The organism is Erwinia persicina (assembly GCF_019844095.1).
In the GTDB taxonomy this organism is placed as follows: Bacteria; Pseudomonadota; Gammaproteobacteria; order Enterobacterales; family Enterobacteriaceae; genus Erwinia; species Erwinia persicina.
Genome location: NZ_CP082141.1, coordinates 4,482,989 through 4,508,889 on the forward strand (window position 1 = coordinate 4,482,989; position 25,901 = coordinate 4,508,889).

A 25,901-nucleotide genomic window follows, 5' to 3' on the forward strand; every position below is an offset into this window, starting at 1 on the left:
TAAATCCCTGTCTTAACGTCTATCCGTTTAGACGTCCAGACATTCAAAATGACGCAAATTGGTTAATCAGTCAACAGTTAAATGATGACCTGACGTGACAAATTCTCAACGAAGATGAGGAAAATTCATGCAGGGAAGGAAGAATGAGGAAATGAACCTCTGGGGCCGCCCTTTTATTTCGGTCGACCCCAGAGAAAAACTACAGCAGCTGTGCCAGGCGGTTAAGATCGGACTGGATCGCCCCGGCCGTGACGTCGCGGCCGGCTCCCGGCCCACGGATCACCAGCGGATTATCACGATACCAGCGGCTTTCAATGGCAAACACGTTGTCGCACGGCAGCAGGGCAGCCAGCGGGTGATCGTCCCGCACGGCCTCCACACCAACGCGCGCTTTGCCGTTCGCGTCAAAACGCGCCACATAACGCAGGACCAGGCCCAGCTCCTGAGCAGCTTCAAAACGCTGAACCATCTGATCGTTCAGTTCATCGGCGTTTTCAAAGAAGTCATCAACCGATCCGGACTGATAGCTGGCCGGCACCAGTGATTCCACGCGCACCTGACCGGGTTCAATATCGTAGCCCGCCTCGCGGGCGAGGATCACCAGCTTACGCATCACGTCCTGGCCGGAGAGATCGGCACGCGGATCTGGCTCCGTCAGCCCCTGCTGCCACGCCTGGTCCACCAGCTCGGTAAACGGAACCGTACCGTCAAACTGCAGGAACAGCCACGACAGCGTACCGGAGAAGATACCGCTGATGGAGAGGATGCTGTCGCCGCTTTCCCGCAGATCGCGCACCGTGTGGTTCACCGGCAGTCCGGCCCCGACGGTGGCATTGTACAGCCAGTGACGTCCGGTTTTGGCGAACGCATCACGGATCTGGCGATAGCTGTCACTGCTGGCCGCGCCCGCGACTTTATTCGCCCCGATCACATGGAAACCGTAGCTGGCAAAATCCAGGTACTGTGCGGCCAGCGTTTCACTGGCGGTCACATCCAGCACCACCAGATCGTCAAACGGGTGAGCCCGCATCCACAGGAACAGCGATTCCTGATCCTGTTCTACGGCCTCATCTTCAAAGAAAGCCAGCGCATGGCTGGCATCCAGCCCCTCATAGCTGAGCAGGCTGCGACGGCTGTCCACCACGCCTGCCAGAACAAATTCAAAGCCGGTACGTGCCGACAGGGTTTCCTGCTCGCGGGCAAACAGTTCCAGCCAGCGGGAGCCAATGTTGCCTTTGCCAAACAGCACCAGGCCGACCTGTTTTTCCGCCCGGAACAGCGTCTGGTGCAGGCCCCGGATCAGATGTTCGGTTGGCCCGACGCGCAGCACCGCTACCAGGCTGATGCCCTCCTGAGACTGGCAGATAAACTCCACCGGCTGATCTTTCATCTGCTGCCAGAAACGATGGCTGTGCAGCGGATTACGGCAAACGCCCGCCCCGACCATCGCCACCATCGCCATCCCTTCACGCAGCTGCAGGCGACCGGGCAACGCCGCATCCTGCAGCAGGGTTAAGGCGCTGTTAACCACCTCCGAGGTGTAGCAAAGCTGGAGGAGATTACGGTCCGGGTGAACACCGGTTGCCAGCGGGCGTACCTGGGCCCGGGTCAGCAGTTGGTCGATCTCCTTACGCAGCGTGGCAAAGTCGTGCTGTGCGGGTACCTGGAACTCTATCAGGCACACGTCATCATGGCTGGTCACAATCCGCGCGCCGGTGCCTGAGGCCAGCACGCGCTCGATGCGTGTTGAACCCTCTCCGGGCTGATAACTGCAGCGCAGCTGTAAATCAATATCGCTGCCGGAAACCGGCTGCAGCGTGCGGGAGTGCAGTACCGGTGCCGCCAGACGTGCCAGCTCGCTGGCTTCATCCAGGCGCAGCAGCGGCAGCAGACAGGCATCCTTCACTTTACGGGGATCGGCACTGTATACACCTGCCACGTCGCTCCAGATAGTCACTCGCGTCACCCCGGCCAGTGCACCGATCTGCGTCGCCGAGTAGTCACTACCGTTGCGTCCTAACAGTACGGTTTCACCGGCATCATTGGCGCAGATAAACCCGGTCACCACCAGACGCTGCCCCGGGCGCTCTGCCATCAGTTGCTGTAACAGCGGCAGCGATTTCGCTTCATCCACCTGCGGCTGTGCGGCACGCTCAGCGCGTAAAAAATCGCGGGCATCGAGGAAGCTCGCCTCAATATCACGCAGATTCAGCACAGCGGACATCAGGCGAGCCGACCAGATCTCACCGTGACCGACCACCTGCGCATACACGGCATCAGTGATGGCGTTATCCAGCAGGGCTGCCAGTTTCTCAAGATCGCGTATAAATTCAGCAATCAGCGGCTCGGCCACAGCGGGCGGTAACAGCGCACCGATCAGTTCACTCTGATAACGACGAAGCGCCTGCTGCACCTGATGGGCAGAGAGACGATCGCTCTGGCTCAGTTTGAGCCAGCTGATCAGCTGATTCGTCGTGCTGCCGGCAGCCGATACGACCATCAGATCGCCCGGCTGACTGTACTCGGCCATGATCCCGGCTACGCGCTGGTAGCATTTGGCATCGGCCAGACTGCTGCCACCAAATTTATGTAACTGCCGCGAACTGTCTGCCCCTGCCACTGCTGAATAACTCATGCTTACCTCTTGGCCGCGATCCGGAACGCATTGTCCAGATCGGCGATTAAATCTTCGTGATCTTCAATTCCCACCGAAATACGCAGCAGCGTTTCCGAAATCCCTGCCGCCGCCCGCGCTTCAGCAGACATGCCCGCATGTGTCATGGTGGCCGTGTGGGAAATCAGGCTTTCAACACCGCCCAGCGACTCCGCCAGGGTAAATAATTCCAGCGCTTTCAGGAAACGGCGCAGCGTCGCTTCGTCACCGTCGAGCTCAAAACTTAGCATGGCGCCAAAGCCTTTTTGCTGACGTGCCGCAAACTGATGGCCGGCATTTTCTGGCAACGAAGGATGATACAACTTTTTCACCAGCGGTTGTTGTTTCAGATAATCAACAATCGCCAGCGCATTGCGCTGTGCCGCCGCCATACGCGGGGCCAGGGTGCGCATCCCCCGCAGCAGCAGATAGCTGTCAAACGCGCCGCCGGTGACACCAATATTATTCGCCCACCAGGCCAGATCCGTCACGTGCTGCGGATCCTTCGCCACGACCGCCCCAGCCACCACGTCAGAGTGTCCGTTAAGGTATTTGGTACAGGAATGGATCACCAGGTCCGCGCCCAGCGCCAGCGGGTTCTGCAGGGCCGGGCTGAGGAAGGTATTGTCCACCACGCTCACGGCGCCTGCTTCTGCAGCGGCCTGACAGATCGCGGCAATGTCCACCACGCGCAGCAGCGGGTTACTTGGACTTTCAATCAGTACCAGCTTCGGTTTTTCAGCCAGTGCAGCCTGTAATGCCGCCTCATCGCCCTGATCGACGAATTTAACGCGATACGCTCCACGTTTGCTCAGGCTGTCGAACAGGCGGTAGCTGCCGCCATAGCAGTCGTGCGGGGCCACCAGCAGGTCCCCAGGCTGCAGAAACACGGTGCACACCAGGTGAATAGCCGACATCCCGGTGCTGGTCATCACCGCACCGGCCCCCCCTTCCAGCTCTGCCAACGCGCGTTGCACCACATCACGCGTCGGGTTGCCACGGCGTGAGTAGTCATGTGCACGGGGCTCATTAAAATCGGTGAAGTTATAGGTGCTGGACAGATGAATGGGGGGGACAACGCAGCCATATTGCTCGTCGTCATTCAAACCGCTACGGACTGCGATGGTTGCCTGTTTACGCGTCATGGTGCACAAGTTCCTGCTGGAGTATAAGTGAAGACAGATAGAGTAAAGCGGGTAGATATAGACGTCAATACATCTGGACATCTAAATGTCTTTGCGTATAGATTGAGCAATGCGCGAATAACCGTTAGAATTATGTCGATATACCCCAGAGAACGTTGTGCCATCCCGGTGCGGTGGACACGAACTTCGGGCATAATTAGCCGGATTTCGGTATTTCTAATTTAAATATAATTAAGGTAGCCCATGGCTGAGTGGAACGGCGAATATATCAGCCCTTACGCTGAACACGGTAAGAAGAGCGAGCAGGTTAAAAAAATCACGGTATCCATTCCGTTGAAAGTACTGAAAATTTTGACCGATGAGCGCACACGCCGCCAGGTTAATAACTTGCGTCATGCCACCAACAGCGAACTGCTGTGCGAAGCATTTCTGCATGCATTTACCGGCCAGCCTCTGCCGGATGATGTCGATCTGCGTAAAGAACGCAGTGACGAAATTCCCGAAGAAGCGAAAGCGATCATGCGCGAAATGGGCGTCGATCCTGATACCTGGGAATACTAGGCGGTCAACAATTCGGTTATCCGGTCGGGCACCTGATTCAGTCACGGGTGCCCGGCCTGACCAGACGGCCAGAGGGTCACGATCGCCTGCGCTGTCCCTCTCTTCCCCATTTCCGTTACGATGCGTTCTCAGACCCGATCCTCACCGGCAGCATTGCCCTGCCCATCGCCCGCCACTTGAAACGCTCACGCACTGACCTGTTCGCAGGCAGGTAGCGCCCGATATCACCCTCTGCCTTTTACCCGCACCGGTTCCGCCTGACGGCGATCCTGATAACGCTGAGTAAGCTGCCGATACAGTTCACCTGCCAGCCGGTGACAAGGCGTAAAAATAGCGTAACTCGGGGTCAGCGACGGGGGCAATGTGCTCAGGCACGCCACCGTACCCTGAATTGCAGGCATAAAAAAACCCAGCCGAAGCTGGGTTTTTTCTGACATCTTACAGGGTGCTTATTTAGCGCCTGGGATGCTGAAACGCTTGTTGAAGCGATCCACACGACCACCGCTTGCAACATCACGCTGCTTACCGGTATAGAACGGGTGGCAGTTGCCACACACGTCCAGGTTCAGGTCGCGACCCACGGTAGAGCGGGTTTTGATTTCGTTACCGCAAGAACATTTAGCAGTAACTTCGGTGTAATTTGGGTGAATACCTTTTTTCATGGGAAAACCTCAGTTAAGGCCGTGTCGCTCTCCCGCGCCAGGATAATTCCTGCACCGGCACCACACGAAGATTAATATTAAGTTTATGCTGATATCAAAATGCCATACCAACGGCGGCGAACTATACAGAAATTAACCACACACCGCAATCGGATCCGCACATTCAGCACGACTCAGTGTACACTAACTGGCTTAATTTTTCACCCGGATGAATCCATGCCCGTTGTTCAGGTCGCTTTACCCGTTCCGCTTGCCCGCAACTTTGACTACCTGTTACCGCCCCATCTCAACCATGCGGTGGTGGGCGGACGCGTCAGCGTGCCTTTTGGCAAACGTAAAGCCATCGGGGTGGTGGTCGGGATCGTTGAACACAGTGATTTTCCGCTCGATCAGTTAAAAAGTGTCCATGAGGTGCTGGACAGTGAATCGCTCTACCCTGCTTCTCTCTGGCGTATTCTGCTCTGGGCCGCTGACTACTATCACTATCCGCTGGGTGAGGTACTGTTCCATGCCATGCCGGTGCTGCTGCGCCAGGGTAAGGCGGCGGAAGAGGCCCCTCTCTGGCAGTGGCTGATCACTGACGAGGGTAAGGCGACCGCACCGGAAAGCCTGAAACGAGCCCCGAAGCAACAACAGGCGCTGGCCGCGCTGCGCAACCGCGGACTGTACCGCCATGAAGTCAGCCAGCACGATATTACCGAGGCTACCCTCCAGGCGCTGCGGGCGAAGGGGCTGTGCGCGCTTCGCCCGCAGCCCCGTGCCCGGCAGGACTGGCGCGAGAGTGTCACCATTCAGGGTGAACGCTTGCGGCTGAATACCGAGCAGGCCACCGCCGTCGGGGCAATCCGCAGTGCAGACGACCACTTTTCAGCGTGGCTGCTGGCGGGGATCACCGGTTCGGGCAAAACGGAAGTTTACCTCAGTATGCTGGAGAATATTCTGGCTAACGGCCGGCAGGCGCTGGTGCTGGTGCCGGAAATTGGCCTGACCCCCCAGACCATCGCCCGCTTTCGCGAGCGCTTCAGCGCCCCGGTTGATGTGCTGCACTCCGGCTTAAACGACAGTGAGCGTCTGGCTGTGTGGCTGCGCGCCCGCAGCGGTGAGACGGCGATTGTTATTGGTACCCGCTCTTCGCTGTTTACCCCCTTTGCCCGCCTGGGTGCCATTATTATCGATGAGGAGCACGACAGCTCCTATAAGCAGCAGGAAGGCTGGCGCTATCACGCCCGCGATCTGGCGGTGTTTCGCGCCCGGCAGGAAGATATCCCGATTGTCATGGGGTCAGCGACTCCGGCGCTGGAAACGCTGCACAATGTCCAGTCCGGGAAATATCATCAGCTCAATCTCAGCAAACGCGCCGGGAACGCCACCAAAGCGACCCAGCTGCTGGTCGACCTGAAAGGCGTGAAGCTGCAGGGTGGCCTGTCTCCGATGCTGATCAAGAAAATTGGCCAGCATCTGAAAGCGGATAATCAGGTGTTGTTATTCCTTAACCGTCGCGGTTACTCCCCCACGCTGCTGTGCCATGAATGCGGCTGGATTGCCGAATGCCAGCGCTGCGACCGTTACTACACGCTGCATCAGAACCAGCGTCAGCTGCGCTGCCACCACTGCGACAGCCAGCGCCCGGTGCCGCATCAGTGCCCGCAGTGTGGTTCTACCCATCTGGTGCCCGTCGGGCTGGGCACCGAACAGCTGGAACACAACCTGGGTGAACTGTTTCCCGGCGTGCCCCTCACGCGTATTGACCGGGATACCACCAGCCGTAAAGGCGCACTGGAGCAGCAACTGGCGGAAGTGCATCGCGGCGGAGCGCGTATCCTGGTCGGTACTCAGATGCTGGCAAAAGGGCATCACTTCCCGGACGTGACCCTGGTGTCGCTGCTGGACGTCGACGGCGCGCTGTTTTCTGCCGATTTCCGCTCCGCAGAGCGGTTCGCCCAACTCTACGTACAGGTTGCCGGCCGCGCCGGACGTGCCGGTAAACAGGGGGAAGTACTTTTGCAGACCCACCACCCGGACCATCCGCTGCTGCAAACCCTGCTGCATCAGGGGTACGACGCGTTTGCCCACCAGGCGCTCAGTGAACGCAACAGCGTCTTCCTGCCGCCGTTCACCAGTCATGCCCTGTTCCGTGCAGAAGACCACGATAACCAGCAGGCCAGTCTCTTCCTGCAGCAGCTGCGTAATCTGCTGGAAGCCAGCCCGTTAAACAGTGAATCCTTCTGGGTGATGGGCCCGGTCCCTGCGCTGCAGGCGAAACGCAGCGGACGATACCGCTGGCAGCTCCTGCTGCAGCATCCTTCACGCGCCGTTCTGCAACGGCTCATCAAGTCCAGCCTGCCGCTGGTCACCACCCTGCCCCAGGCGCGAAAAGTGAAATGGACGCTGGATATCGACCCCACGGAAAGTTAAGGCGTAATCGTTTGCATGGCAAAGATGCGCATTGGATCGAAAAAAGTCGCACAAGTCACAATTTTTATGCAAATTAAGTAACAGGCCCCCCGCTTATCTGTTAAGAATGCGGGGTTGGGGTTATTCGCAGCGGACGCGATAACCTCTGGTACCGGATAAAAATTGTCATTCGTTGTTCAGGTCAGCGCAGACTGGCGTGAGGAGAAAAGCATTGGAGCACAATCAAGAGTCAACCGTAGCGACCATGAAGGACGTGGCTGAGAAAGCAGGCGTATCAACGGCAACGGTCTCCCGCGCCCTGATGAATCCTGAAAAGGTCTCTGCCGCCACGCGCTACAAAGTTGAACAGGCGGTGATTGCCGTCGGCTACTCCCCGCATTCCATGACGCGCAGCGCCCGGCGCAGCGAATCACGTACCGTGCTGGTGATTGTGCCGGACATCTGCGATCCCTTTTTCAGTGAAATCATTCGCGGCATTGAAGTGGTGGCTGCGGCGGAAGGGTATCTGGTGCTTATCGGCGATTGCGCACACCAGAATCAGCAGGAGAAATCATTCCTGAACCTGATGCTGACCCGTCAGATCGATGGCATGGTACTGCTGGGTTCCAATGTACCGTTTGAAACCGGTGTGGAAGAACAACGCAATCTGCCGCCCATGGTGATGGCGAATGAGTTCTCGCCGGAGCTGGAGCTGCCAACGGTTCATATTGATAACCTGACCGCCGCCTTTGAAGCGGTTAATCATCTGCAAAAACTCGGCCATCGACGCATTGCCTGCATTTCAGGCCCGGAAGAGATGCCGTTATGCCAGTATCGCCTCCAGGGGTACATTCAGGCGCTGCGCCGCCACGGGATGACCGTCGACCCAACCTATATTGTGCGGGGTGACTTCACCTTCGATGCCGGTTCCCAGGCGATGAAGCACCTGATGACGCTTCCCAGGCCACCCGATGCCTTATTCTGCCACAGCGATATCATCGCGCTGGGTGCCATGTCGCAGGCAAAGAATATGGGTTTGCGGGTACCTAAAGATCTGTCCATTATCGGTTTTGATGATATCGAACTGTCCCGCTACAGCGATCCACAATTAACCACGGTGGCTCAACCGCGTTTCAACATCGGTCGTGAAGCAATGCTACTCTTGCTGGAGCAGCTCCAGGGCCGGATGGTGAGTAACGGTTCACGTCTGCTGGATTTTGAGCTGAAAATCCGTGGCAGCACGGCTCCCTCGCTACGTGATGAGTACTGACGGGCCGGTCAGAACAACCCGCAGGCGCTCCTGTGGATAAATCAGTGGATTCTTAGTCATATCGCCGCTGGTCAAACTTCCGGCCCTTCAGTAACATGACGGGCACTCATCGGGCACTTATCGTCACGCTTACAGCCCGGACTTACCTTCATCGATTATTAGCGGAACGATAGTGGCACAAAAAGATTATGTAGGCCGCGGGCGTTCGACAGGGACGCGCAGCAAAAAGACCAACAGTCGCAGCAAGAAGCGCAGCAGTGGATCATCGGGTGTATCAAAAATTATGATAGTGCTGGCGGTTGCCGTTCTGGTCACCTTTATTGGTGGGCTGTGGTTTATCGCACATCATAAAAAAGAAGAGACCCCGGTCATTCCGGATCACAAAGCCACCGGTAACGGTCTTCCGCCAAAACCCGAAGAGCGCTGGCGTTATATTAAAGAGCTGGAAAATCGCCAGCTTGGCGTCCCTTCTCCAACCGAACCCACCTCTGGCGGTGAAGCACATTCGCAGACACAGTTAACCGACGAGCAGCGTCAGCTTCTTGATCAGATGCAGGCGGATATGCGTCAGCAGCCAACGCAGCTTAATGAAGTGCCATGGAATGAGCAGACGCCGGCACAGCGCCAGCAGACCATCCAGCGCCAGCAACAGCAAAGCCAGCAGCTTCAGCAGCAGTCGCGGATGCCGCAGCAGACGCAACGCACGCAGCCACCGGCTCAGACACAAACGCAGCATACGGCGCCCGTGACCTCGGTAACCCGCGAACCGGTTCGTCAGCCGAAACAGGAAGTGGCTATACCGCCAAAAGTGGAAACCAAACCTAAGGTTGAAACCAAGCCGAAGGAAGTGGAAAAAGAGAGCGCCCAGCGCTGGATGGTGCAGTGTGGTTCCTTCAAAGGAACCGATCAGGCCGAGTCCATCCGCGCCCAGTTAGCCTTCGAAGGCTTTGAAAGCCGCATTACCACCGGCGGCGGCTGGAATCGTGTGGTTATTGGTCCTTATAACAGCCGTAGCGCAGCAGACACAACGTTGAAACGACTGCGTGGGTCTGGCCACTCAAATTGTATTCCTCTTTCCATCGGGGGTTGAAACCCCTCAAACCTGCCCCATATCTGATTGCATCAGTGCCCCGCACAAAACGTGCGGGGTCATCTTCCGACTGCAATAAGGGGTCTGCCCGTGACAACAATAGTAAGTGTACGACGCAACGGCCAGGTAGTAATTGGCGGTGATGGCCAGGCTACCCTCGGCAATACCGTGATGAAGGGCAACGTCAAAAAAGTGCGTCGTCTCTACAATGACAAAGTCATTGCTGGTTTTGCTGGCGGTACCGCAGATGCCTTCACCCTGTTTGAACTTTTTGAACGCAAGCTGGAAATGCACCAGGGGCACCTGGTCAAAGCGGCTGTAGAGCTGGCAAAAGACTGGCGTACAGACCGTATGCTGCGCAAACTGGAAGCCCTGCTGGCCGTGGCGGACGAAAATGCCTCGCTGATCATTACTGGTAACGGTGACGTCATCCAGCCTGAAAACGACTTAATTGCCATCGGTTCGGGTGGCCCATACGCTCAGGCAGCCGCCCGTGCGCTACTGGAAAACACCGATATCGGCGCGCAGGATATTGTAGAGAAGGCACTGGGTATTGCAGGCGATATCTGCATCTATACCAACCACAATCTCACCATCGAATCACTACCGTCTAAAGCGTAAGGATCCTAATTTATGTCTGCTATGACTCCGCGCGAGATTGTCAGCGAACTGAACAGATTTATCATCGGTCAGGATGGTGCCAAGCGCGCCGTTGCTATCGCCCTGCGCAACCGCTGGCGCCGCATGCAGCTCGACGAGGAGCTGCGCCACGAAGTGACGCCAAAAAACATTCTGATGATCGGCCCGACCGGTGTCGGTAAAACAGAAATTGCCCGCCGCCTGGCAAAGCTGGCCAACGCGCCGTTTATCAAAGTGGAAGCCACGAAGTTCACCGAAGTGGGCTATGTTGGAAAAGAGGTGGATTCCATTATCCGCGATCTGACCGACTCTGCGCTGAAAATGGTGCGTTCGCAGGCGATTGAGAAAAACCGTTACCGTGCCGAAGAGATGGCAGAAGAACGTGTTCTCGACGTGCTGATCCCACCGGCCAAAAATAACTGGGGTCAGAACGAAACGGCAGCGGAGCCCTCTGCCGCCCGTCAGTCGTTCCGCAAGAAGCTGCGCGAAGGCGATCTGGATGACAAAGAGATCGAAATCGATCTGGCAGCGGTATCGGCCAATGGTGTCGAAATCATGGCCCCTCCAGGTATGGAAGAGATGACCAGCCAGCTGCAGTCAATGTTCCAGAACCTCGGCGGGCAGAAGCAGAAACCGCGCAAGCTGAAAATCAAAGAAGCGATGAAGCTGCTGATTGAAGAAGAAGCGGCCAAACTGGTCAATCCGGAAGAGCTGAAGCAGGACGCTATCGATGCGGTTGAACAGCACGGCATCGTGTTTATCGACGAGATCGATAAAGTGTGTAAGCGCGGTGAGTCCTCCGGCCCGGACGTCTCACGCGAAGGTGTTCAGCGCGACCTGCTGCCGCTGGTCGAAGGCTGTACCGTCTCAACCAAGCACGGCATGGTGAAAACGGACCATATTCTGTTTATCGCATCGGGTGCATTCCAGGTCGCCAGCCCGTCAGACCTGATCCCGGAATTGCAGGGTCGTTTGCCCATTCGCGTTGAACTACAGGCACTGACCACTCACGATTTCGAGCGCATCCTGACAGAGCCAAGCGCATCCATCACCGTGCAATACAAAGCACTGATGAACACCGAAGGCGTGGAGATCAACTTCACTCCTGATGGCATCAGTAAAATTGCCGCCGCCGCCTGGCAGGTGAACGAGACCGCTGAGAACATCGGCGCACGCCGCCTGCACACGGTGCTGGAGCGCCTGATGGAGGAGATTTCCTACGACGCCAGCGATCTTAACGGTCAGTCGTTCACGATCGACGCCGATTACGTGAGCAAACATCTGGATGAACTGGTCGCAGACGAAGACCTCAGTCGCTTCATTCTGTAAATCGCTATCCACGATAAAAAGGAGGCTCCGGCCTCCTTTTTTTATGCGCTCACACTATCCTTGACCAGGATTAACACCTGTCGCAGGAAAGCACCCTACCATAATGCAGATATCGTGCTGGCACCGGCCACACGCCACCTGAAGCCGATCGGAGACGCTATCTGTTATGGAACATAGCCAACGGGTTTCCTCACTCTCAATGCCCCGGGCCTGGCTGGAAAGTTTGCGTCTGCGCACGCTGCCGCTGGCCTGTGCTTCCATTATTACCGGTAGTGCGCTGGCCTGGCATCAGGGGCATTTTGATCCCGCCATTGCCCTGCTGGCATTGCTGACCACCATTCTGCTGCAGATCCTTTCTAACCTGGCCAATGACTACGGTGATGCGTTGAAAGGTAGCGATACCCCTCAGCGTATTGGTCCGTTGCGCGGAATGCAGAAAGGGGCGATCAGTCAGGCACAGATGCGTATCGCCCTGCTACTGACCGTCGCAGTGACCACCGCCAGTGGCCTGCTGCTGATCCTGCGGGCATGCCAGTCACCCGCCGACATTGTTGGATTTGTAGTGATGGGCGCGCTGGCAATGGTCGCTGCCATCGCCTATACCGTGGGGAAAAAGCCCTACGGTTATCTTGGGCTGGGAGACCTGTCAGTAATGATCTTCTTTGGCTGGCTGGGCGTCACTGGCAGCAACTACCTGCAGACCCACCAGCTCGATATACTGCTGCTGCTTCCCGCCACTGGCTGTGGTTTGCTGGCGACAGCAGTGCTTAACGTGAATAATTTGCGTGATATCGACAGTGACCGGGAGAATGGTAAGTTCACCCTGGCCGTACGTCTGGGCGCGCGGCGTGCACGGCATTACCATGCCGGGTTGTTGCTGACCGCTCTGGCCTGCTTCGCGATCTACAGCAGCGTTGCCGGGCTGCGTCTGCCGGGCTGGCTGTTCCTGCTGGCAACGCCGCTTCTCTGGCAGCAGGGGCGTTATATTTTGCGTGAAACCAGCGCGCTGGCTATGCGTCCAATGCTGGAAAAAACCGTTAAATTGGCGCTGTTAATCAATGTGCTTTTCGCGGCAGGACTGCTGCTCAGTTAAACGCGATGTGCTTGACCCATCGCAACTTTTAACAATTGATGATTTTGCCAACAGCCCCCTTTAAGCGATATACTTACCTCCCCTGTGGCAAACAGACGAAACCCCTATGAAATACGATACGTCAGAACTGTGCGACATCTATCATGAAGATGTGAATGTCGTTGAACCGCTTTTCTCAAACTTTGGTGGGCGCACCTCGTTTGGCGGGCAAATCACCACGGTAAAATGTTTCGAGGACAACGGGCTGCTCTATGATTTGCTGGAGGAGAACGGCCGTGGCCGCGTGTTACTGGTGGACGGTGGCGGTTCGGTACGCCGTGCGCTGGTGGATGCTGCGCTGGCCAGGATCGCGCTGCAAAACGAGTGGGAAGGCATTGTGGTGTATGGTTCTGTGCGTCAGGTTGACGATCTGGAAGAGCTGGACATCGGTATCCAGGCCATCGCCGCCATTCCTGCGGGTGCCGCGGGTGAAGGCATTGGCGAGAGCGACGTGCGGGTGAACTTTGGCGGTGTGACCTTCTTTTCCGGCGACCATCTTTATGCCGATAACACCGGTATGATCCTCTCGGAAGATCCGCTCGACATCGAATAAAAACGAACACCAAAAAAGGGGTGCCTTCGGCACCCGTTTTCTGCTTGCTTCCTGCTTTTTACGCCAGGCGCAGCATTACACCTCTTCCATTTTTCCCAGCAAAGCCCGCAGACGCTCCTGCCAGACATGCTGTTCTTCCTTCAACTGCTGATTTTCACGTACCAGCGCATCGCTGCTGCCGGCTGCCTGCTGAACCTGCTGGTTCAGATGACCGTTTTGTTCTTTAAGCTCTTCGATTTCCATCTGCAACAGCGTGATGGTATCAATCGCCTGCTGCACTTTTGCTTCCAGTTTCTCGAATACTTCAAATGACATGTCTGTAACCTCTCCTAATCGCAGCGCGTTGATGATGCTAGCCGCAGGGGTGAGGAATGAACCGGCATTCCGCGGATAACAACGATGCTTCGATTGTAAGTAGAGCGACAGCTCAAGTCCAGCAACGAACCTTTACAGGGCGCAGTCTGTAACAATTTTCAGCCTATACCTGGTTTACGCAACACCTGTGAGGGCGGATTGTAAGGGGTGGGTTAAAAAATTGAACATTTCATACGCGATTAAACGCGCATCTGGGGGTTTTCGGAAGGCCAAAAGACGCGAAAACGCTCATTTTTATGACACAGAACACAAATATTGAGTTCGCTATTTCTCGTTTATGCTCGTTAACGATAAATTCACATCAGCCCTACATAAGATTGGGCTGGTTCACGGATGAAACAAAACTAAGACCGTTGACAATTAACCTCGCCTTCAGGAATTTCATCATGAGTCATGCTACAAGCACGCTTAAAGGGCAGTGCATCGCTGAGTTTCTCGGCACTGCCACGATCATCTTTTTTGGTGCTGGCTGTGTCGCCGCCATGAAAGTCGCCGGAGCCAGCTTCGGCCTGTGGGAAATCAGCATTGTCTGGGGTCTTGCCGTGGCAATGGCCGTGTATCTCACCGCCGGTATTTCCGGGGCGCACCTCAATCCCGCCGTCAGTGTTGCCCTCTGGCTGTTCGCCAACTTCGAAGGCCGTAAGGTGTTGCCTTACGCCATCGCTCAGGTTGCTGGCGCATTCTGCTCCGCTGCGCTGGTTTATGCCCTGTACCATAACCTTTTCCTCGACTACGAACAGACACATCATATGGTGCGCGGCAGCGTGGAAAGCCTCGACCTTGCAGGTATCTTCTCCACCTACCCTAACCCCCATATCGGCGTAGGCCAGGCCTTCCTTGTCGAAATGGTGATCACCGCGATCATGATGGCGCTGATTATGGCGCTGACCGATGACGGTAACGGCCTGCCGCGTGGCCCGATGGCCCCGCTGCTGATCGGTTTCCTGATCGCGATTATCGGGGCCGCAATGGGTCCACTGACCGGCTTCGCCCTTAACCCGGCGCGTGATTTCGGACCAAAACTATTCGCCTGGCTGGCTGGCTGGGGTAATGTTGCCTTCACCGGGGCCCGCGATATTCCTTACTTCCTTGTTCCGATTTTTGGCCCGCTGGTCGGTGCAAGCCTCGGCGCCTTTGGCTACCGTGTCCTGATTGCCAACAACCTTCCCGGCAAGGTTGTGGAGAAACAGGAAAAATCAGCACCGCGTGCCGCACAGCGTAAAGCGTAACTCCTGCTCACTGTTTATTATCAGGAATTGATTATGACCGTAGAAAAAAAATATATCGTCGCTCTCGACCAGGGAACCACCAGCTCCCGCGCCGTGATTCTGGATCATGACTCCAATATCGTCGCGGTGTCGCAGCGTGAGTTCCAGCAAATTTATCCGAAAGCTGGCTGGGTTGAGCATGACCCGATGGATATCTGGGCGTCGCAAAGCTCCACCCTGGTCGAAGTGCTGGCCCATGCGGATATCAACTCTGACGAGATTGCCGCCATTGGCATCACCAACCAGCGTGAAACCACCATTGTCTGGGATAAAGAGACCGGTAAGCCGATTTATAACGCCATTGTCTGGCAGGATCCGCGCACCGCTGACTACTGCGCCAAACTGAAAAGAGAAGGCCTGGAAGAGTATATCCGCCACACAACCGGGCTGGTGATTAACCCGTACTTCTCCGGTACCAAAGTGAAATGGATCCTCGATCACGTGGAAGGCTCCCGTGAACGCGCACGCCGTGGTGAGCTGCTGTTCGGTACCGTCGACTCCTGGCTGGTGTGGAAGATGACGCAGGGACGGGTTCACATTACCGATTACACCAACGCTTCACGCACCATGATGTTTAACATTCATAAACTCGAGTGGGATCAGCGCATGCTGGAGATCCTCGATATCCCGCGTGAAATGTTGCCTGAAGTGAAGTCGTCTTCTGAGGTGTATGGCCAGACCAACATTGGTGGTAAAGGCGGCACACGTATTCCAATCGCAGGTATTGCCGGTGACCAGCAGGCGGCCCTGTATGGCCAGCTCTGCGTCCAGCCGGGTATGGCGAAGAACACCTACGGCACTGGCTGCTTTATGTTGATGAACACCGGTACCGAAGCCGTCACCTCCACACACGGCCTGCTGACCACCATTGCCTGCGGCCCGCGTGGTGAAGTGAACTATGCACTGGAAGGTGCGGTGTTTATCGGCGGCGCATCGATTCAGTGGCTGCGTGACGAGATGAAGCTGATCAACGACTCTACAGATTCGGAATACTTCGCCACCAAAGTGAAAGACACCAACGGTGTCTATATGGTGCCGGCGTTCACCGGTCTGGGCGCTCCCTACTGGGATCCGTATGCCCGTGGCGCTATCTTCGGCCTGACCCGTGGTGCCAATGCCAACCACATTATCCGCGCCACCCTGGAGTCCATCGCCTATCAGACGCGTGACGTGCTGGAAGCAATGCAGAACGACGCCAACACCCGCCTGCAGTCGCTGCGCGTGGACGGCGGGGCCGTGGCCAACAACTTCCTGATGCAGTTCCAGTCGGACATCCTGGGCGCACGCGTTGAGCGTCCTGAAGTTCGTGAAGTCACCGCGCTGGGTTCTGCCTACCTGGCGGGCCTGGCGGTGGGCTTCTGGAAAGATCTGGATGAAGTCCGTGCCAAGTCGGTGATCGAGCGTGAATTCCGCCCAAGCATCGAAACCACCCAGCGTAATGTGCTGTACGCTGGCTGGAAGAAAGCAGTTGCCCGTGCGCAGGCATGGGAAGAGGCTGACGACAAGTAAACGCCCCAACCCGTGGTCGCCTGACCACGGGTATCTCCCTTCCCCCCTCCGCTCGCTGTGATAAACTTCCCGCCTCATTACTTTCCCGAGGCATGTCATGAAACGAGAACTGGCGATTGAATTTTCCCGCGTAACCGAAGCGGCGGCACTGGCTGGCTATAAATGGCTGGGGCGCGGCGATAAAAATGCCGCAGACGGCGCGGCCGTTCACGCTATGCGCATTATGCTTAACAAAGTGGATATTGACGGTCAGATCGTGATTGGCGAAGGGGAAATTGATGAAGCACCGATGCTGTATATCGGTGAGAAAGTCGGCACGGGTAACGGCGATGCCGTCGATATTGCGGTCGATCCCATCGAAGGAACCCGCATGACGGCGCTGGGCCAGGCCAATGCGCTGGCGGTGATGGCGGTGGGTGACAAAGGCACCTTCCTCAATGCCCCGGATATGTACATGGAAAAACTGGTGGTGGGGCCGGGAGCCAAAGGCACTATCGACCTCAACCTGCCGCTGGAAGAGAACCTGGTCCGGGTCGCCGCTGCCCTCAACAAGCCCCTGACGGCGCTGACGGTGACGCTGCTGGCGAAGCCGCGCCACGATGCGGTGATTGCCAGCCTGCAACAGCTTGGCGTGCGCGTCTTCACCTTCCCGGACGGCGATGTGGCCGCCTCGATCCTCACCTGCATGCCGGACAGCGAAGTGGACGTAATGTACGGCACCGGCGGAGCACCAGAAGGCGTGGTGTCTGCGGCGGTGATCCGGGCACTGGATGGTGATATGCAGGCCCGGCTGCTGGCGCGCCACGAAGTGAAAGGGGATACACCGGACAATCGTCGTCTGGGTGAAGAAGAGCTGGCGCGCTGCCGGGCAATGGGGATTGAGGCGGGCCAGGTCCTGACGCTGGAGCAGATGGCGCGTAACGACAACGTCGTCTTCTCTGCCACCGGCATCACCAGTGGCGATCTGTTAAAGGGCATCACCCGCCAGGGCAATATGGCCACGACTGAAACGCTGCTGATCCGGGGAAAATCACGCACTATTCGCCGTATTCAGTCCATTCACTACCTTGATCTGAAAGACCCGAGCCTGCATCAGTATATTTTATAACCGTCCGGGGCAGGACGGGCAGAAAAAAGGCATTGCCTGCCAGATCGAATGACAACCCGGCAGGCGATGCCCGATTTATACCGCGTGTGCCTGCGGTCGCTTCGAGAGCGGTAGCCAGCACAGCAGGATCAGCAGCGCGGTGGCAAACATCAGCATCCCGAGGCTGAACTGCCCGGTTTGCGGCAGGAGGGCTGACAGCCAGGCAATCAGCCCGGAACCCAGATTCTGTAAGCCCCCCACCAGGGCCCCGGCGGTGCCCGCCATATAGGGCCAGGGCTCCATTGCGCCCGTGGTCGCCAGCGGAAACAGCATGCCAGCCCCAAAGAAAAACAGCGAGGCAGGCACTATCAGCGTCCACAGGTTCATGACCCCAAGCCAGCCAGGGATCCACATCATGACACCCGCCAGCAGGCAGCTGTTCACTGCGTACCACATCACGGTGTTAAAAGGTTTCTCACTGCGCCCGGCAAACCAGGCACCGAAGAAGGCCGCAGGCAGAGGCAGAATAAACAGCACGCTGACCGCCAGGCTGCTGTAGCCGAGCACGCCCCCCATCAGCACGCCGCAGCTGGCCTCAAATACCGCAATGCCAGCCAGTGCCCCTATGAGGATCACCAGATAACGGATAAAACTGCTGTCGGCCAGCAGGGGACGATAGCGGGAAAAGAACGGCCGTTTCTGTTGGCCCGCTGGCCGGGTTTCAGGCAGCCAGCGTAGCATCGCTGCCGTAACGGCCAGGCACAGCAGTAGTAAAAAGGCGAAACAGGCCTGCCAGCCAAACAGATGCGTCAGCCCTGCCCCAATGAGGGGGGCAATCAGCGGGCTGATCAGTATGCCCATATTGAGCAGGCTGTTGGCATGGCGCAGCGCACTACCGGCATACAGGTCACGGGGCATGGTACGGGCCATTACGCCAGCGACGCCGGTTCCCATCCCCTGGATCGCGGCTCCCAGCACCAGACCGTTCAGGCTGACCGCAAACAGTGCGGTCAGCGATCCAATGATAAATACCGCCATCCCCATCAGGATCACCGGGCGACGGCCGATGCTGTCCGACAGCGGGCCATAAAACAGCTGCGATGCGCCATAGGTCATCAGATAGGCGGCCATCACGCGCTGTACCGCGCCATCGCGGACATGAAAAACTTCCGCGATTGCCGACATTGCCGGAACATAAATAGTCTGGGCCATCTGACCCACCGCCAGCAGGGCAATCAGCATCACCAGCAGGTGGCCATTCTCAATCTTTTTCATCGGTTCACATCAGTATAAAGTGCGAAGAATTTCGCATCGGTAAGAGGATTTGCCAGCCAGGCCAGCATTATGTAGATGAAAATATCAGGATTGTGTGGCAAAGCGAGAGGCGACCGTGAAATAACCCATACGTCACTGTCACTAATTACGGGCGCAGCTGTAAAACAATTTTTACGCTACGTTTAAATAGTGCGCATACTTTGTCGATATGAGCTCTGACCGGCCCGCCAGGCTGGAAAAAAGGCCGGCGGGTGGGGAAGATAGCCCCAGAGACGCGAATACTGTTGTAAGCGAAGAAAGGAGTTTGTTATGGCCGTATGGGTCAATGCCCGTGTTAAACAGGTTACCGACTGGACAGACGCGCTATTCAGTCTGACGGTGACGGCACCCGTCGATCCCTTCACTGCCGGGCAATATGCCAAGCTGGCGCTGGAAATTGACGGTGAACGTGTCGTGCGCGCCTATTCCTTTGTGAACGCGCCCAGCAATGAGAATCTGGAGTTCTATCTGGTCACCGTACCGGAAGGGAAACTCAGCCCGAGACTGCACGCACTGAAACCCGGCGACGAGGTGATGATCACTCAGGATGCGCAGGGTTTCTTTGTCATCGATGAGGTTCCACAGTGTGAAACGCTGTGGATGCTGGCAACCGGCACTGCCATTGGCCCGTATCTGTCCATTCTGCAGGAAGGGAAAGGGCTGGAACGCTTTAACAATATCGTTCTGCTTCATGCCGCGCGTTACGCACAGGATCTGAGCTACCTGCCGCTGATGCAGGCATTGCAGCAGCGCTACAGCGGGAAATTGCAGATCCAGACCGTCGTCAGCCGCGAAGAGAGTCCCGGATCGCTCACCGGCAGGATCCCCGCGCTGATTGAAAGTGGTGAGCTGGAAGCCGCCACCGGCTTAACGATGGATGCGGATAGCAGTCATGTCATGCTGTGCGGTAACCCGCAGATGGTACGTGATACGCAGCAGGTGCTAAAGGAGACCCGGGGAATGCGTAAGCATCTGAAACGCAAACCCGGGCATATGACCAGCGAACATTACTGGTAGTCAGAGGCCCGGCGACGCAGGAAAACAACCGGCTGCGTCGCTTTACCAAAGCGGTTATCCCCCACCGTTCCGGTAAATCCTCCCAGTTCGACCAGCATACTCACCAGGATCAGCGTGGGAATAAAACGCCCCACCACCCACTGCAGATCACCGGGCAGCATCGTCCAGTGTCCCGCCATCAGCATCCAGGCCAGAATAAACAGCAGCGCCCACTGGCCGCCTTTGTTGCGGTCATGCAGCCGCTTAACCAGCACCGCACTCGCAGGCCACAGCAGGGCCACGACACAGAAGGCTGCCGTCTGGGTATCCAGCCAGCCGTTGCCCGCCAGAGTGAACAGCAGCACCAGCATTAAAATCCAGGCTGCCTGCCAGATCCAAAAATCCCGCCGACCCAGACGGCCACGAAAAGAGAAACACCATTGCTGTAACGTCATTATTTTTATCTCAGAGTCCGGGTGCCCTTTGACTTTGCGGGTCATTGTCCGTTTTAATCTTGGGCTGAGTTTACAGGTTAGGGCCAATGATATGAAGAACGCGATTTGGGCAGGGATGGCACTGCTATCCGCCATGATATTCCCTGCGGCACACGCCAGTCCCGATCCACAGAACCGTACCGAGCATCTTCCTGCCGCGCCCTATCTGCAGGCAGGCGCCCCGACCTTTGATATGACTATCGGTCAGTTTCGCGAAAAGTATAATGCTGCCAATACAACGTTACCATTAAGTGAATATCGCGCCATTGACAGTCGTGATGATAAAAGCAATCTGACGCGTGCTGCCAGCAAGATCAACGAAAATCTTTATTCATCGACCGCGCTGGAACAGGGAACAGGTAAAATCAAAACCTTGCAGATTACCTGGCTCCCGATCCCTGGCCCCGAACAGAAACCGTCACGCGACAAAGCGGTAGCCTATATCGCCGCACTTATCCGCTTCTTTGAACCGATGCTCAGTGACGAACAGAGCATGAAACGGGCCGAGGAACTGCTGGCCAAAGGTAAAGGGTCGCGCTTTTATCAGCAAACCGAAGGGGCGCTGCGTTACATCGTGGCCGATAACGGCGATAAAGGATTAACATTTGCTGTGGAACCGTTGAAACTGGCGTTAAGTAACCCCTGAGATGACAGACCCAAAGGATGACGAAAAGCAAAGCCTTTCCGGTGTTTGATCTCTATACTGTCTGGCAGACAATGCTGCCTGCTGGCAGCTTTAATACTCTCTAAGCGTGGAGGATACAATGCGACATCCATTAGTTATGGGTAACTGGAAACTGAACGGCAACAAACACATGGTCAACGAACTGATCGCCGGTCTGCGTACCGAGTTGAGCGGTGTTGATGGTTGTGGTGTGGCGATTGCTCCGCCTGTGATGTATCTGGATCAGGCGAAACATGCCATTTCCGGTAGCCATATCGCACTGGGTGCGCAGAATGTCGACGTCAACCTGTCTGGCGCATTCACCGGTGAAGTCTCTGCTGACATGCTGAAAGATCTGGGTGCACAGTACATCATCATTGGTCACTCTGAGCGCCGTACTTACCACGCTGAAAGCGATGAGCTGATCGCGAAGAAATTTGCTGTGCTGAAAGCAGCGGGTCTGATCCCAGTGCTGTGCATCGGTGAAACCGAAGCGGAAAACGAAGCGGGTAAAACGGAAGAAGTGTGCGCTCGCCAGATCGACGCCGTGCTGAACACCCAAGGTGCTGATGCCTTCAACGGTGTTGTCGTGGCGTATGAACCGGTTTGGGCCATCGGTACCGGCAAATCAGCCACCCCGGCTCAGGCTCAGGCCGTGCATAAATTTATCCGTGACCACATTGCCAGGAAAGACGCGACGGTAGCTGCTCAGGTTATCATCCAGTACGGCGGTTCAGTGAACGACAAGAATGCTGCAGAGCTGTTTGCTCAGCCGGATATCGACGGTGCCCTGGTGGGCGGCGCATCACTGAAAGCGGATGCTTTCGCCGTGATCGTTAAAGCTGCTGCCGCAGCGAAAAAAGCCTGATGATCGCCTCCTGCCCCTCACGGGGCAGGATTCAACCAAACGCATCAACTAAGGCTTTCAGGCGCTGCGCACTTCCGGTAAACCCTTCCCGTGGCAACGTTGTCACACTCAGTACCAACCCCCGACGAACGCCATCCTGATACCACACTGAAAGCGGTGTCGGTGCCATATCATACGCCAGCGCTTCATGGGCGATACGCGTATCCTGGCAGCCTTCCGGCAGTATGATGATCACAGCCAGTGCGGCACGGGTGGCCTGCGGAAAAAAGGGTTTAAGCGCTGCCAGCAATTCCAGCAGCCGCTCGTTATAAAGCCGTTTCATACGGCGCAGATGACGCATGAAATGGCCTTCATGAAGAAATTCAGCCACCGCGTTTTGCAGCACGAAGGATGAGGCCGGCGCCAGCAGCGCGGCCGCTTCACCAAAATGTGCCGCCCTGTCTGCCGGCACCACCAGATACCCCAGACGCAGGGAGGGACTGAGGGTTTTACTGAAAGTACCGATATGCAGGACACGCCCGCTATCCAGCGCCGCCAGCGCCGGTGCCGCCCGCCCCTCCAGCTGAAGTTCGCCGAGATAGTCATCCTCAATGATCCAGCTGCCCTGCCGTTTTGCCCACGCCAGCAGAGCGGCACGCCGATCCAGCGACAGCGTCATCCCCAATGGTGCCTGCTGACCGGGCGTCACCAGTACGCCGGCCGCCTCTTTCGCAAGGTGTATCCCCTGCTCCACACACAGCCCCTGTTCATCGACCGGGACGGGAACCGTTTCCACACCCGCCAGCGTCAGGGCGTTACGGGCCAACAGATAACCCGGGTCTTCCATCCATACCCGCTGCCCGTGTAAACCCAGTGCCAGACAAATCAGTCCCAGCGCCCCCGCATAGCCGTTAGTGAGGATCACCTGCGAAGCCTGGCAACGAATACCGCGCGCCATCGACAGATAGCTGACCAGCTGCTGACGTAGCGCCAGGCTCCCGCGCGGATCGGGATAGCCAACGGGTTTACTGACCATTTCCCGGGCGTGACGCGTCAGAATCCGCGACCAGACTTTTGCCGGAAAAGCATCGCTGGCAGGCACTCCCATCTGGAAGGTCAGCGGGGGATGATCGAACGCGTGAACAATGGCGGCAAGCGGTGCCACTACGGCCGTATCCGGCGGTTGGGTAGCACCCCGCGGTCGCTGAACATCGCTGACCCAGGTCCCCGCAGCCCCTTTTGCCACCAGCAACTGGCTGTCCACCAGCATGTCGTAGGCCACCCGTACCGTGCCGCGTGCCACGCCAAGCTGGGCGGCCAGATCCCGGCAGGAAGGCACCCGCGCACCGGGTTTCAGACGACCTTCGTCAATCGCCCGGGTTATTTCCTCGCGTATCTGTTCGCTCAGCGAGCGACCGGTATCTCGCCGCAGCAGAATACCGGAAACAGATGGACCAATGTTTTTGTGAATTCCTGGCACTTTCGACAGCCCATAAAACGAAGGAAAATAAAGTCCAACCCCGATAAAAGGATAAGACCATGAGCGAACGTATCGACTTTTACTCAGCTTCACCGGCAGGCATGAAAGCACTGGCAGGCGTCGGCAGCGTTGTGGCAAAGAGCGGTCTGCCGCATGACATCGTCGAGTTAGCCTTTCTGCGCGTCTCACAGATTAATGGCTGTGCATACTGTATCAATATGCATACCAAAGCGTTACACAAAGCCGGCCTGCCGTGGGACAAAATTGTGCTGACTCAGGTCTGGCGTGAAGCCGGTCAGTGGTTCAGCCTCCGTGAACAGGCCGCACTTGCCTGGGCCGAATCGCTAACGCTGATTGCACAGACCAATGCGCCTGATGAGGTTTTTGCTCAGGTGCAAGCAGAATTTAGCGATGCAGAAGTGACTGACCTGAGCATTGCCATTGGTCTGATGAATGCTTACAACCGACTGGCCATTGGCCTGCGTAAGTTACCCGACAGCGCTCCGCGAGATTAATACCAGGCAGTTCAGTCAGTTAGCCAACACATTCCGATGTTTTATCCCCTGCCATCATGGGCCGTTCAACGGCCCGTATAAATGTTACTTATTTTATAAGACCTATCATTCTCATTTTTAATCTTTAAACACTTTTTTAATTACCCCGTAACAATGCTATATTTTCCGACGCTTTTGAACAGCAATTAAACACATTCGGTTGGTGTGGTTTTTTGACTGTCAGCAATCCTTATCAGGGCAAAGCAGTCAGACGGGGAACAACAATTCAGCCCTGCCTCTCTACTTAACATGTTGATTTCCTTTATCACACGGAGATGTTGTCTCATGCGCAAAATGGCAGTAGAGAAGCACGTCGATGTATTACTGATTGGCGGTGGCGTGATGAGCGCCACACTCGGTACCTACCTGCAAGAGCTTGAGCCAGACTGGCGTATCGGCATGGTAGAACGTCTGGATGGGGTGGCAGAAGAGAGTTCAAACGGCTGGAACAACGCCGGTACGGGCCACTCAGCCCTGATGGAGCTGAACTACACCCCGGAAAATGCCGACGGCTCTGTCGATATTAAGAAAGCGGTCGAAATCAACGAAGCATTTCAGATTTCCCGCCGCTTCTGGGCCCACCAGGTACAGCGTAATGTCCTGCGCAATCCGCGCAGCTTTGTCACCAGCGTGGCGCATATGAGCTTCGTCTGGGGCGAGGATAACGTTAACTTCCTGAAGAAACGCTTTACCGCCCTGCAGCAAAGCACCCTGTTCCGCGGCATGGAGTTTTCAGAAGACCCTGCGCAGGTCAGAGAGTGGGTGCCGCTGGTAATGGAAGGGCGTGACACCACGCAGAAAGTGGCGGCAACACGCATTCCAACCGGCACCGATGTCAATTTCGGTGAAATCACCCGCCAACTGGTCGCCTCCCTCGAAAAGAGCCCAAATTTTGAGCGCCAGACCCGACACGAAGTACGGGCCATCAGGCGCAACGACGACGGCAGCTGGAGCATTACCGTAACCGACCTGAAAAATCACGATGAGAAAACCGTCATCAGGGCGAAATACGTGTTTATCGGTGCCGGCGGAGCAGCGCTGACGCTGTTGCAGGCATCCGGCATCCCCGAGGCGAAAAACTACGCGGGGTTCCCGGTCGGCGGCGAATTCCTGGTTACCGATAATCCAGAGGTGGTACAGCGTCACCACGCGAAGGTGTACGGTAAAGCGTCCGTCGGCGCGCCGCCGATGTCGGTGCCGCACCTGGATTCCCGCACGCTGGACGGCAAACAGGTGCTGCTGTTCGGGCCGTTTGCTACCTTCTCAACCAAGTTCCTTAAGCAGGGCTCGCTGTGGGATATGTTCGGATCCATCACGCCGTCGAATCTGATGCCGATGGTCCGTGTGGGCCTCGATAACTTCGATCTGGTGAAGTATCTGGTGGGCCAGGTGATGCTGAATGAGGATGACCGCATGAACGCCGTGCGTGAATACTTCCCGGAAGCCCAAAAAGCGGACTGGCGGCGGGTGAAAGCCGGACAGCGCGTGCAGATTATTCAGAAGGATGCGAATAAAGGCGGCGTACTGAAGCTGGGTACCGAAGTGGTCACCTCGCAGGACGGCACCATCTCTGCCCTGCTGGGTGCCTCACCCGGCGCCTCAACCGCCGCGCCAATTATGCTCGATCTGATGAGCAAGGTTTTCAGGCAGCAGATGCAGTCCCCGGAATGGCAGAGCAAGCTGAAGGCGATCATTCCGTTTTACGGCCAGCGACTGAACGGTAATGTCGCGGCCACCGAGCGCGAGCTGGCTGAAACCAGCCGGATACTGCAGCTGGACTATGCGCCAATGAACCCGGCCGCCAATGACGAACCCGTCGTTGTAGTGGATTCCGTGGTCGGTAAATAAAGCGCCAGGGCCGATTGCACGTTGCGATCGGCCCTGC

General features: G+C 56.7%; 23 protein-coding genes. 16 read left to right on the top strand and 7 right to left on the bottom strand.

Translation table 11 applies throughout. The annotated features are described in order from the left end of the window. Positions 1–199: 199 nt before the first annotated feature. Together K6L24_RS20695 and metB are read right to left on the bottom strand one after the other, a co-directional pair. Complete coding sequence (locus tag K6L24_RS20695) at positions 200–2,635, bottom strand: bifunctional aspartate kinase/homoserine dehydrogenase II (RefSeq protein ID WP_191931162.1); 2,436 nt, start codon at positions 2,633–2,635, stop codon at positions 200–202. 2 nt (positions 2,636–2,637) lie between these two features. Further along, positions 2,638–3,798 (bottom strand): cystathionine gamma-synthase, encoded by a 1,161-nt coding sequence (gene metB / locus K6L24_RS20700; RefSeq protein WP_062746791.1) that lies wholly within the window; start codon positions 3,796–3,798, stop codon positions 2,638–2,640. Between the two features lie 243 nt (positions 3,799–4,041). Here metB and metJ point away from each other — a divergent pair, with 243 nt between their 5' ends. After that, a complete protein-coding gene (gene metJ, locus K6L24_RS20705) occupies positions 4,042–4,359 on the top strand; it encodes a met regulon transcriptional regulator MetJ (protein ID WP_013200201.1) in 318 nt (105 codons plus the stop codon). Positions 4,360–4,808: 449 nt separating this feature from the next. Here the strand turns inward: metJ and rpmE are convergent, their stop codons facing one another. Next, positions 4,809–5,021 carry a 50S ribosomal protein L31 gene (gene rpmE / locus K6L24_RS20710; protein WP_062746795.1) on the bottom strand — a complete coding sequence of 71 codons (213 nt, stop codon included), beginning with the start codon at positions 5,019–5,021 and terminating at the stop codon, positions 4,809–4,811. Between the two features lie 216 nt (positions 5,022–5,237). Between rpmE and priA the strand changes: the two genes are divergently transcribed. From priA to rraA, 7 genes are all read left to right on the top strand, one after another. Further along, on the top strand, positions 5,238–7,436 hold the full coding sequence (priA, locus tag K6L24_RS20715) for a primosomal protein N' (protein ID WP_062746799.1): 2,199 nt from the start codon (positions 5,238–5,240) through the stop codon (positions 7,434–7,436). A gap of 211 nt (positions 7,437–7,647) precedes the next feature. Beyond that, on the top strand, positions 7,648–8,685 hold the full coding sequence (cytR, locus tag K6L24_RS20720; RefSeq protein WP_118665042.1) for a DNA-binding transcriptional regulator CytR: 1,038 nt from the start codon (positions 7,648–7,650) through the stop codon (positions 8,683–8,685). 172 nt (positions 8,686–8,857) lie between these two features. After that, positions 8,858–9,775: a cell division protein FtsN gene (gene ftsN, locus K6L24_RS20725; protein ID WP_062746802.1), complete on the top strand. Its 918-nt coding sequence runs from the start codon at positions 8,858–8,860 to the stop codon at positions 9,773–9,775. 90 nt (positions 9,776–9,865) lie between these two features. Continuing rightward, complete coding sequence (hslV, locus tag K6L24_RS20730; protein ID WP_048914281.1) at positions 9,866–10,396, top strand: ATP-dependent protease subunit HslV; 531 nt, start codon at positions 9,866–9,868, stop codon at positions 10,394–10,396. A gap of 12 nt (positions 10,397–10,408) precedes the next feature. Continuing rightward, positions 10,409–11,743 carry an ATP-dependent protease ATPase subunit HslU gene (gene hslU / locus K6L24_RS20735; protein WP_062746804.1) on the top strand — a complete coding sequence of 445 codons (1,335 nt, stop codon included), beginning with the start codon at positions 10,409–10,411 and terminating at the stop codon, positions 11,741–11,743. Between the two features lie 166 nt (positions 11,744–11,909). Beyond that, a complete protein-coding gene (locus tag K6L24_RS20740) occupies positions 11,910–12,836 on the top strand; it encodes a 1,4-dihydroxy-2-naphthoate polyprenyltransferase (RefSeq protein ID WP_187510316.1) in 927 nt (308 codons plus the stop codon). Positions 12,837–12,942: 106 nt separating this feature from the next. Next, positions 12,943–13,428: a ribonuclease E activity regulator RraA gene (gene rraA, locus K6L24_RS20745; protein WP_062746810.1), complete on the top strand. Its 486-nt coding sequence runs from the start codon at positions 12,943–12,945 to the stop codon at positions 13,426–13,428. A gap of 75 nt (positions 13,429–13,503) precedes the next feature. Here rraA and zapB read toward each other — a convergent pair whose 3' ends face one another. After that, the gene (gene zapB / locus K6L24_RS20750; protein ID WP_062746814.1) at positions 13,504–13,743 is read right to left on the bottom strand and encodes a cell division protein ZapB; all 240 of its coding nucleotides are present in this window, start codon (positions 13,741–13,743) and stop codon (positions 13,504–13,506) included. A 446-nt stretch (positions 13,744–14,189) separates the two neighbouring features. Between zapB and K6L24_RS20755 the strand changes: the two genes are divergently transcribed. The 3 genes from K6L24_RS20755 (at position 14,190) to glpX (ending at position 17,688) form a co-directional block, all read left to right on the top strand. Beyond that, positions 14,190–15,032: an MIP/aquaporin family protein gene (locus tag K6L24_RS20755; RefSeq protein WP_222681795.1), complete on the top strand. Its 843-nt coding sequence runs from the start codon at positions 14,190–14,192 to the stop codon at positions 15,030–15,032. A gap of 33 nt (positions 15,033–15,065) precedes the next feature. Beyond that, entirely contained in the window at positions 15,066–16,580 is a 1,515-nt protein-coding gene (glpK, locus tag K6L24_RS20760) for a glycerol kinase GlpK (protein ID WP_062746819.1), read from the top strand. A 97-nt stretch (positions 16,581–16,677) separates the two neighbouring features. Next, complete coding sequence (gene glpX / locus K6L24_RS20765; protein ID WP_062746821.1) at positions 16,678–17,688, top strand: class II fructose-bisphosphatase; 1,011 nt, start codon at positions 16,678–16,680, stop codon at positions 17,686–17,688. Positions 17,689–17,763: 75 nt separating this feature from the next. Here glpX and emrD read toward each other — a convergent pair whose 3' ends face one another. After that, positions 17,764–18,942 carry a multidrug efflux MFS transporter EmrD gene (gene emrD / locus K6L24_RS20770; protein ID WP_187510318.1) on the bottom strand — a complete coding sequence of 393 codons (1,179 nt, stop codon included), beginning with the start codon at positions 18,940–18,942 and terminating at the stop codon, positions 17,764–17,766. 309 nt (positions 18,943–19,251) lie between these two features. Between emrD and fpr the strand changes: the two genes are divergently transcribed. After that, on the top strand, positions 19,252–19,998 hold the full coding sequence (fpr, locus tag K6L24_RS20775) for a ferredoxin--NADP(+) reductase (RefSeq protein ID WP_137269643.1): 747 nt from the start codon (positions 19,252–19,254) through the stop codon (positions 19,996–19,998). On the opposite strand, the gene K6L24_RS20780 is transcribed toward fpr, so the two are convergent. Then, a complete protein-coding gene (locus K6L24_RS20780) occupies positions 19,989–20,432 on the bottom strand; it encodes a DUF805 domain-containing protein (RefSeq protein ID WP_062746828.1) in 444 nt (147 codons plus the stop codon). The two genes, fpr and K6L24_RS20780, sit on opposite strands and share 10 nt — an antisense overlap. A 91-nt stretch (positions 20,433–20,523) precedes the next feature. On the opposite strand from K6L24_RS20780, the gene K6L24_RS20785 reads away from it, so the two are divergent. Beyond that, the gene (locus tag K6L24_RS20785; protein WP_062746831.1) at positions 20,524–21,117 is read left to right on the top strand and encodes a YiiQ family protein; all 594 of its coding nucleotides are present in this window, start codon (positions 20,524–20,526) and stop codon (positions 21,115–21,117) included. A 118-nt stretch (positions 21,118–21,235) separates the two neighbouring features. Beyond that, positions 21,236–22,003, top strand: coding sequence for a triose-phosphate isomerase (gene tpiA / locus K6L24_RS20790; protein WP_062746833.1), 768 nt, complete (start codon positions 21,236–21,238; stop codon positions 22,001–22,003). A 31-nt stretch (positions 22,004–22,034) separates the two neighbouring features. Here the strand turns inward: tpiA and pdxR are convergent, their stop codons facing one another. Beyond that, positions 22,035–23,462, bottom strand: coding sequence for a MocR-like pyridoxine biosynthesis transcription factor PdxR (gene pdxR / locus K6L24_RS20795; protein WP_062746835.1), 1,428 nt, complete (start codon positions 23,460–23,462; stop codon positions 22,035–22,037). A 59-nt stretch (positions 23,463–23,521) separates the two neighbouring features. Here pdxR and K6L24_RS20800 point away from each other — a divergent pair, with 59 nt between their 5' ends. Both K6L24_RS20800 and mqo read left to right on the top strand, forming a co-directional pair. After that, a complete protein-coding gene (locus tag K6L24_RS20800) occupies positions 23,522–23,977 on the top strand; it encodes a carboxymuconolactone decarboxylase family protein (RefSeq protein WP_222681796.1) in 456 nt (151 codons plus the stop codon). Positions 23,978–24,265: 288 nt separating this feature from the next. Continuing rightward, a complete protein-coding gene (gene mqo, locus K6L24_RS20805; RefSeq protein ID WP_072277470.1) occupies positions 24,266–25,864 on the top strand; it encodes a malate dehydrogenase (quinone) in 1,599 nt (532 codons plus the stop codon). Positions 25,865–25,901 lie beyond the last annotated feature (37 nt).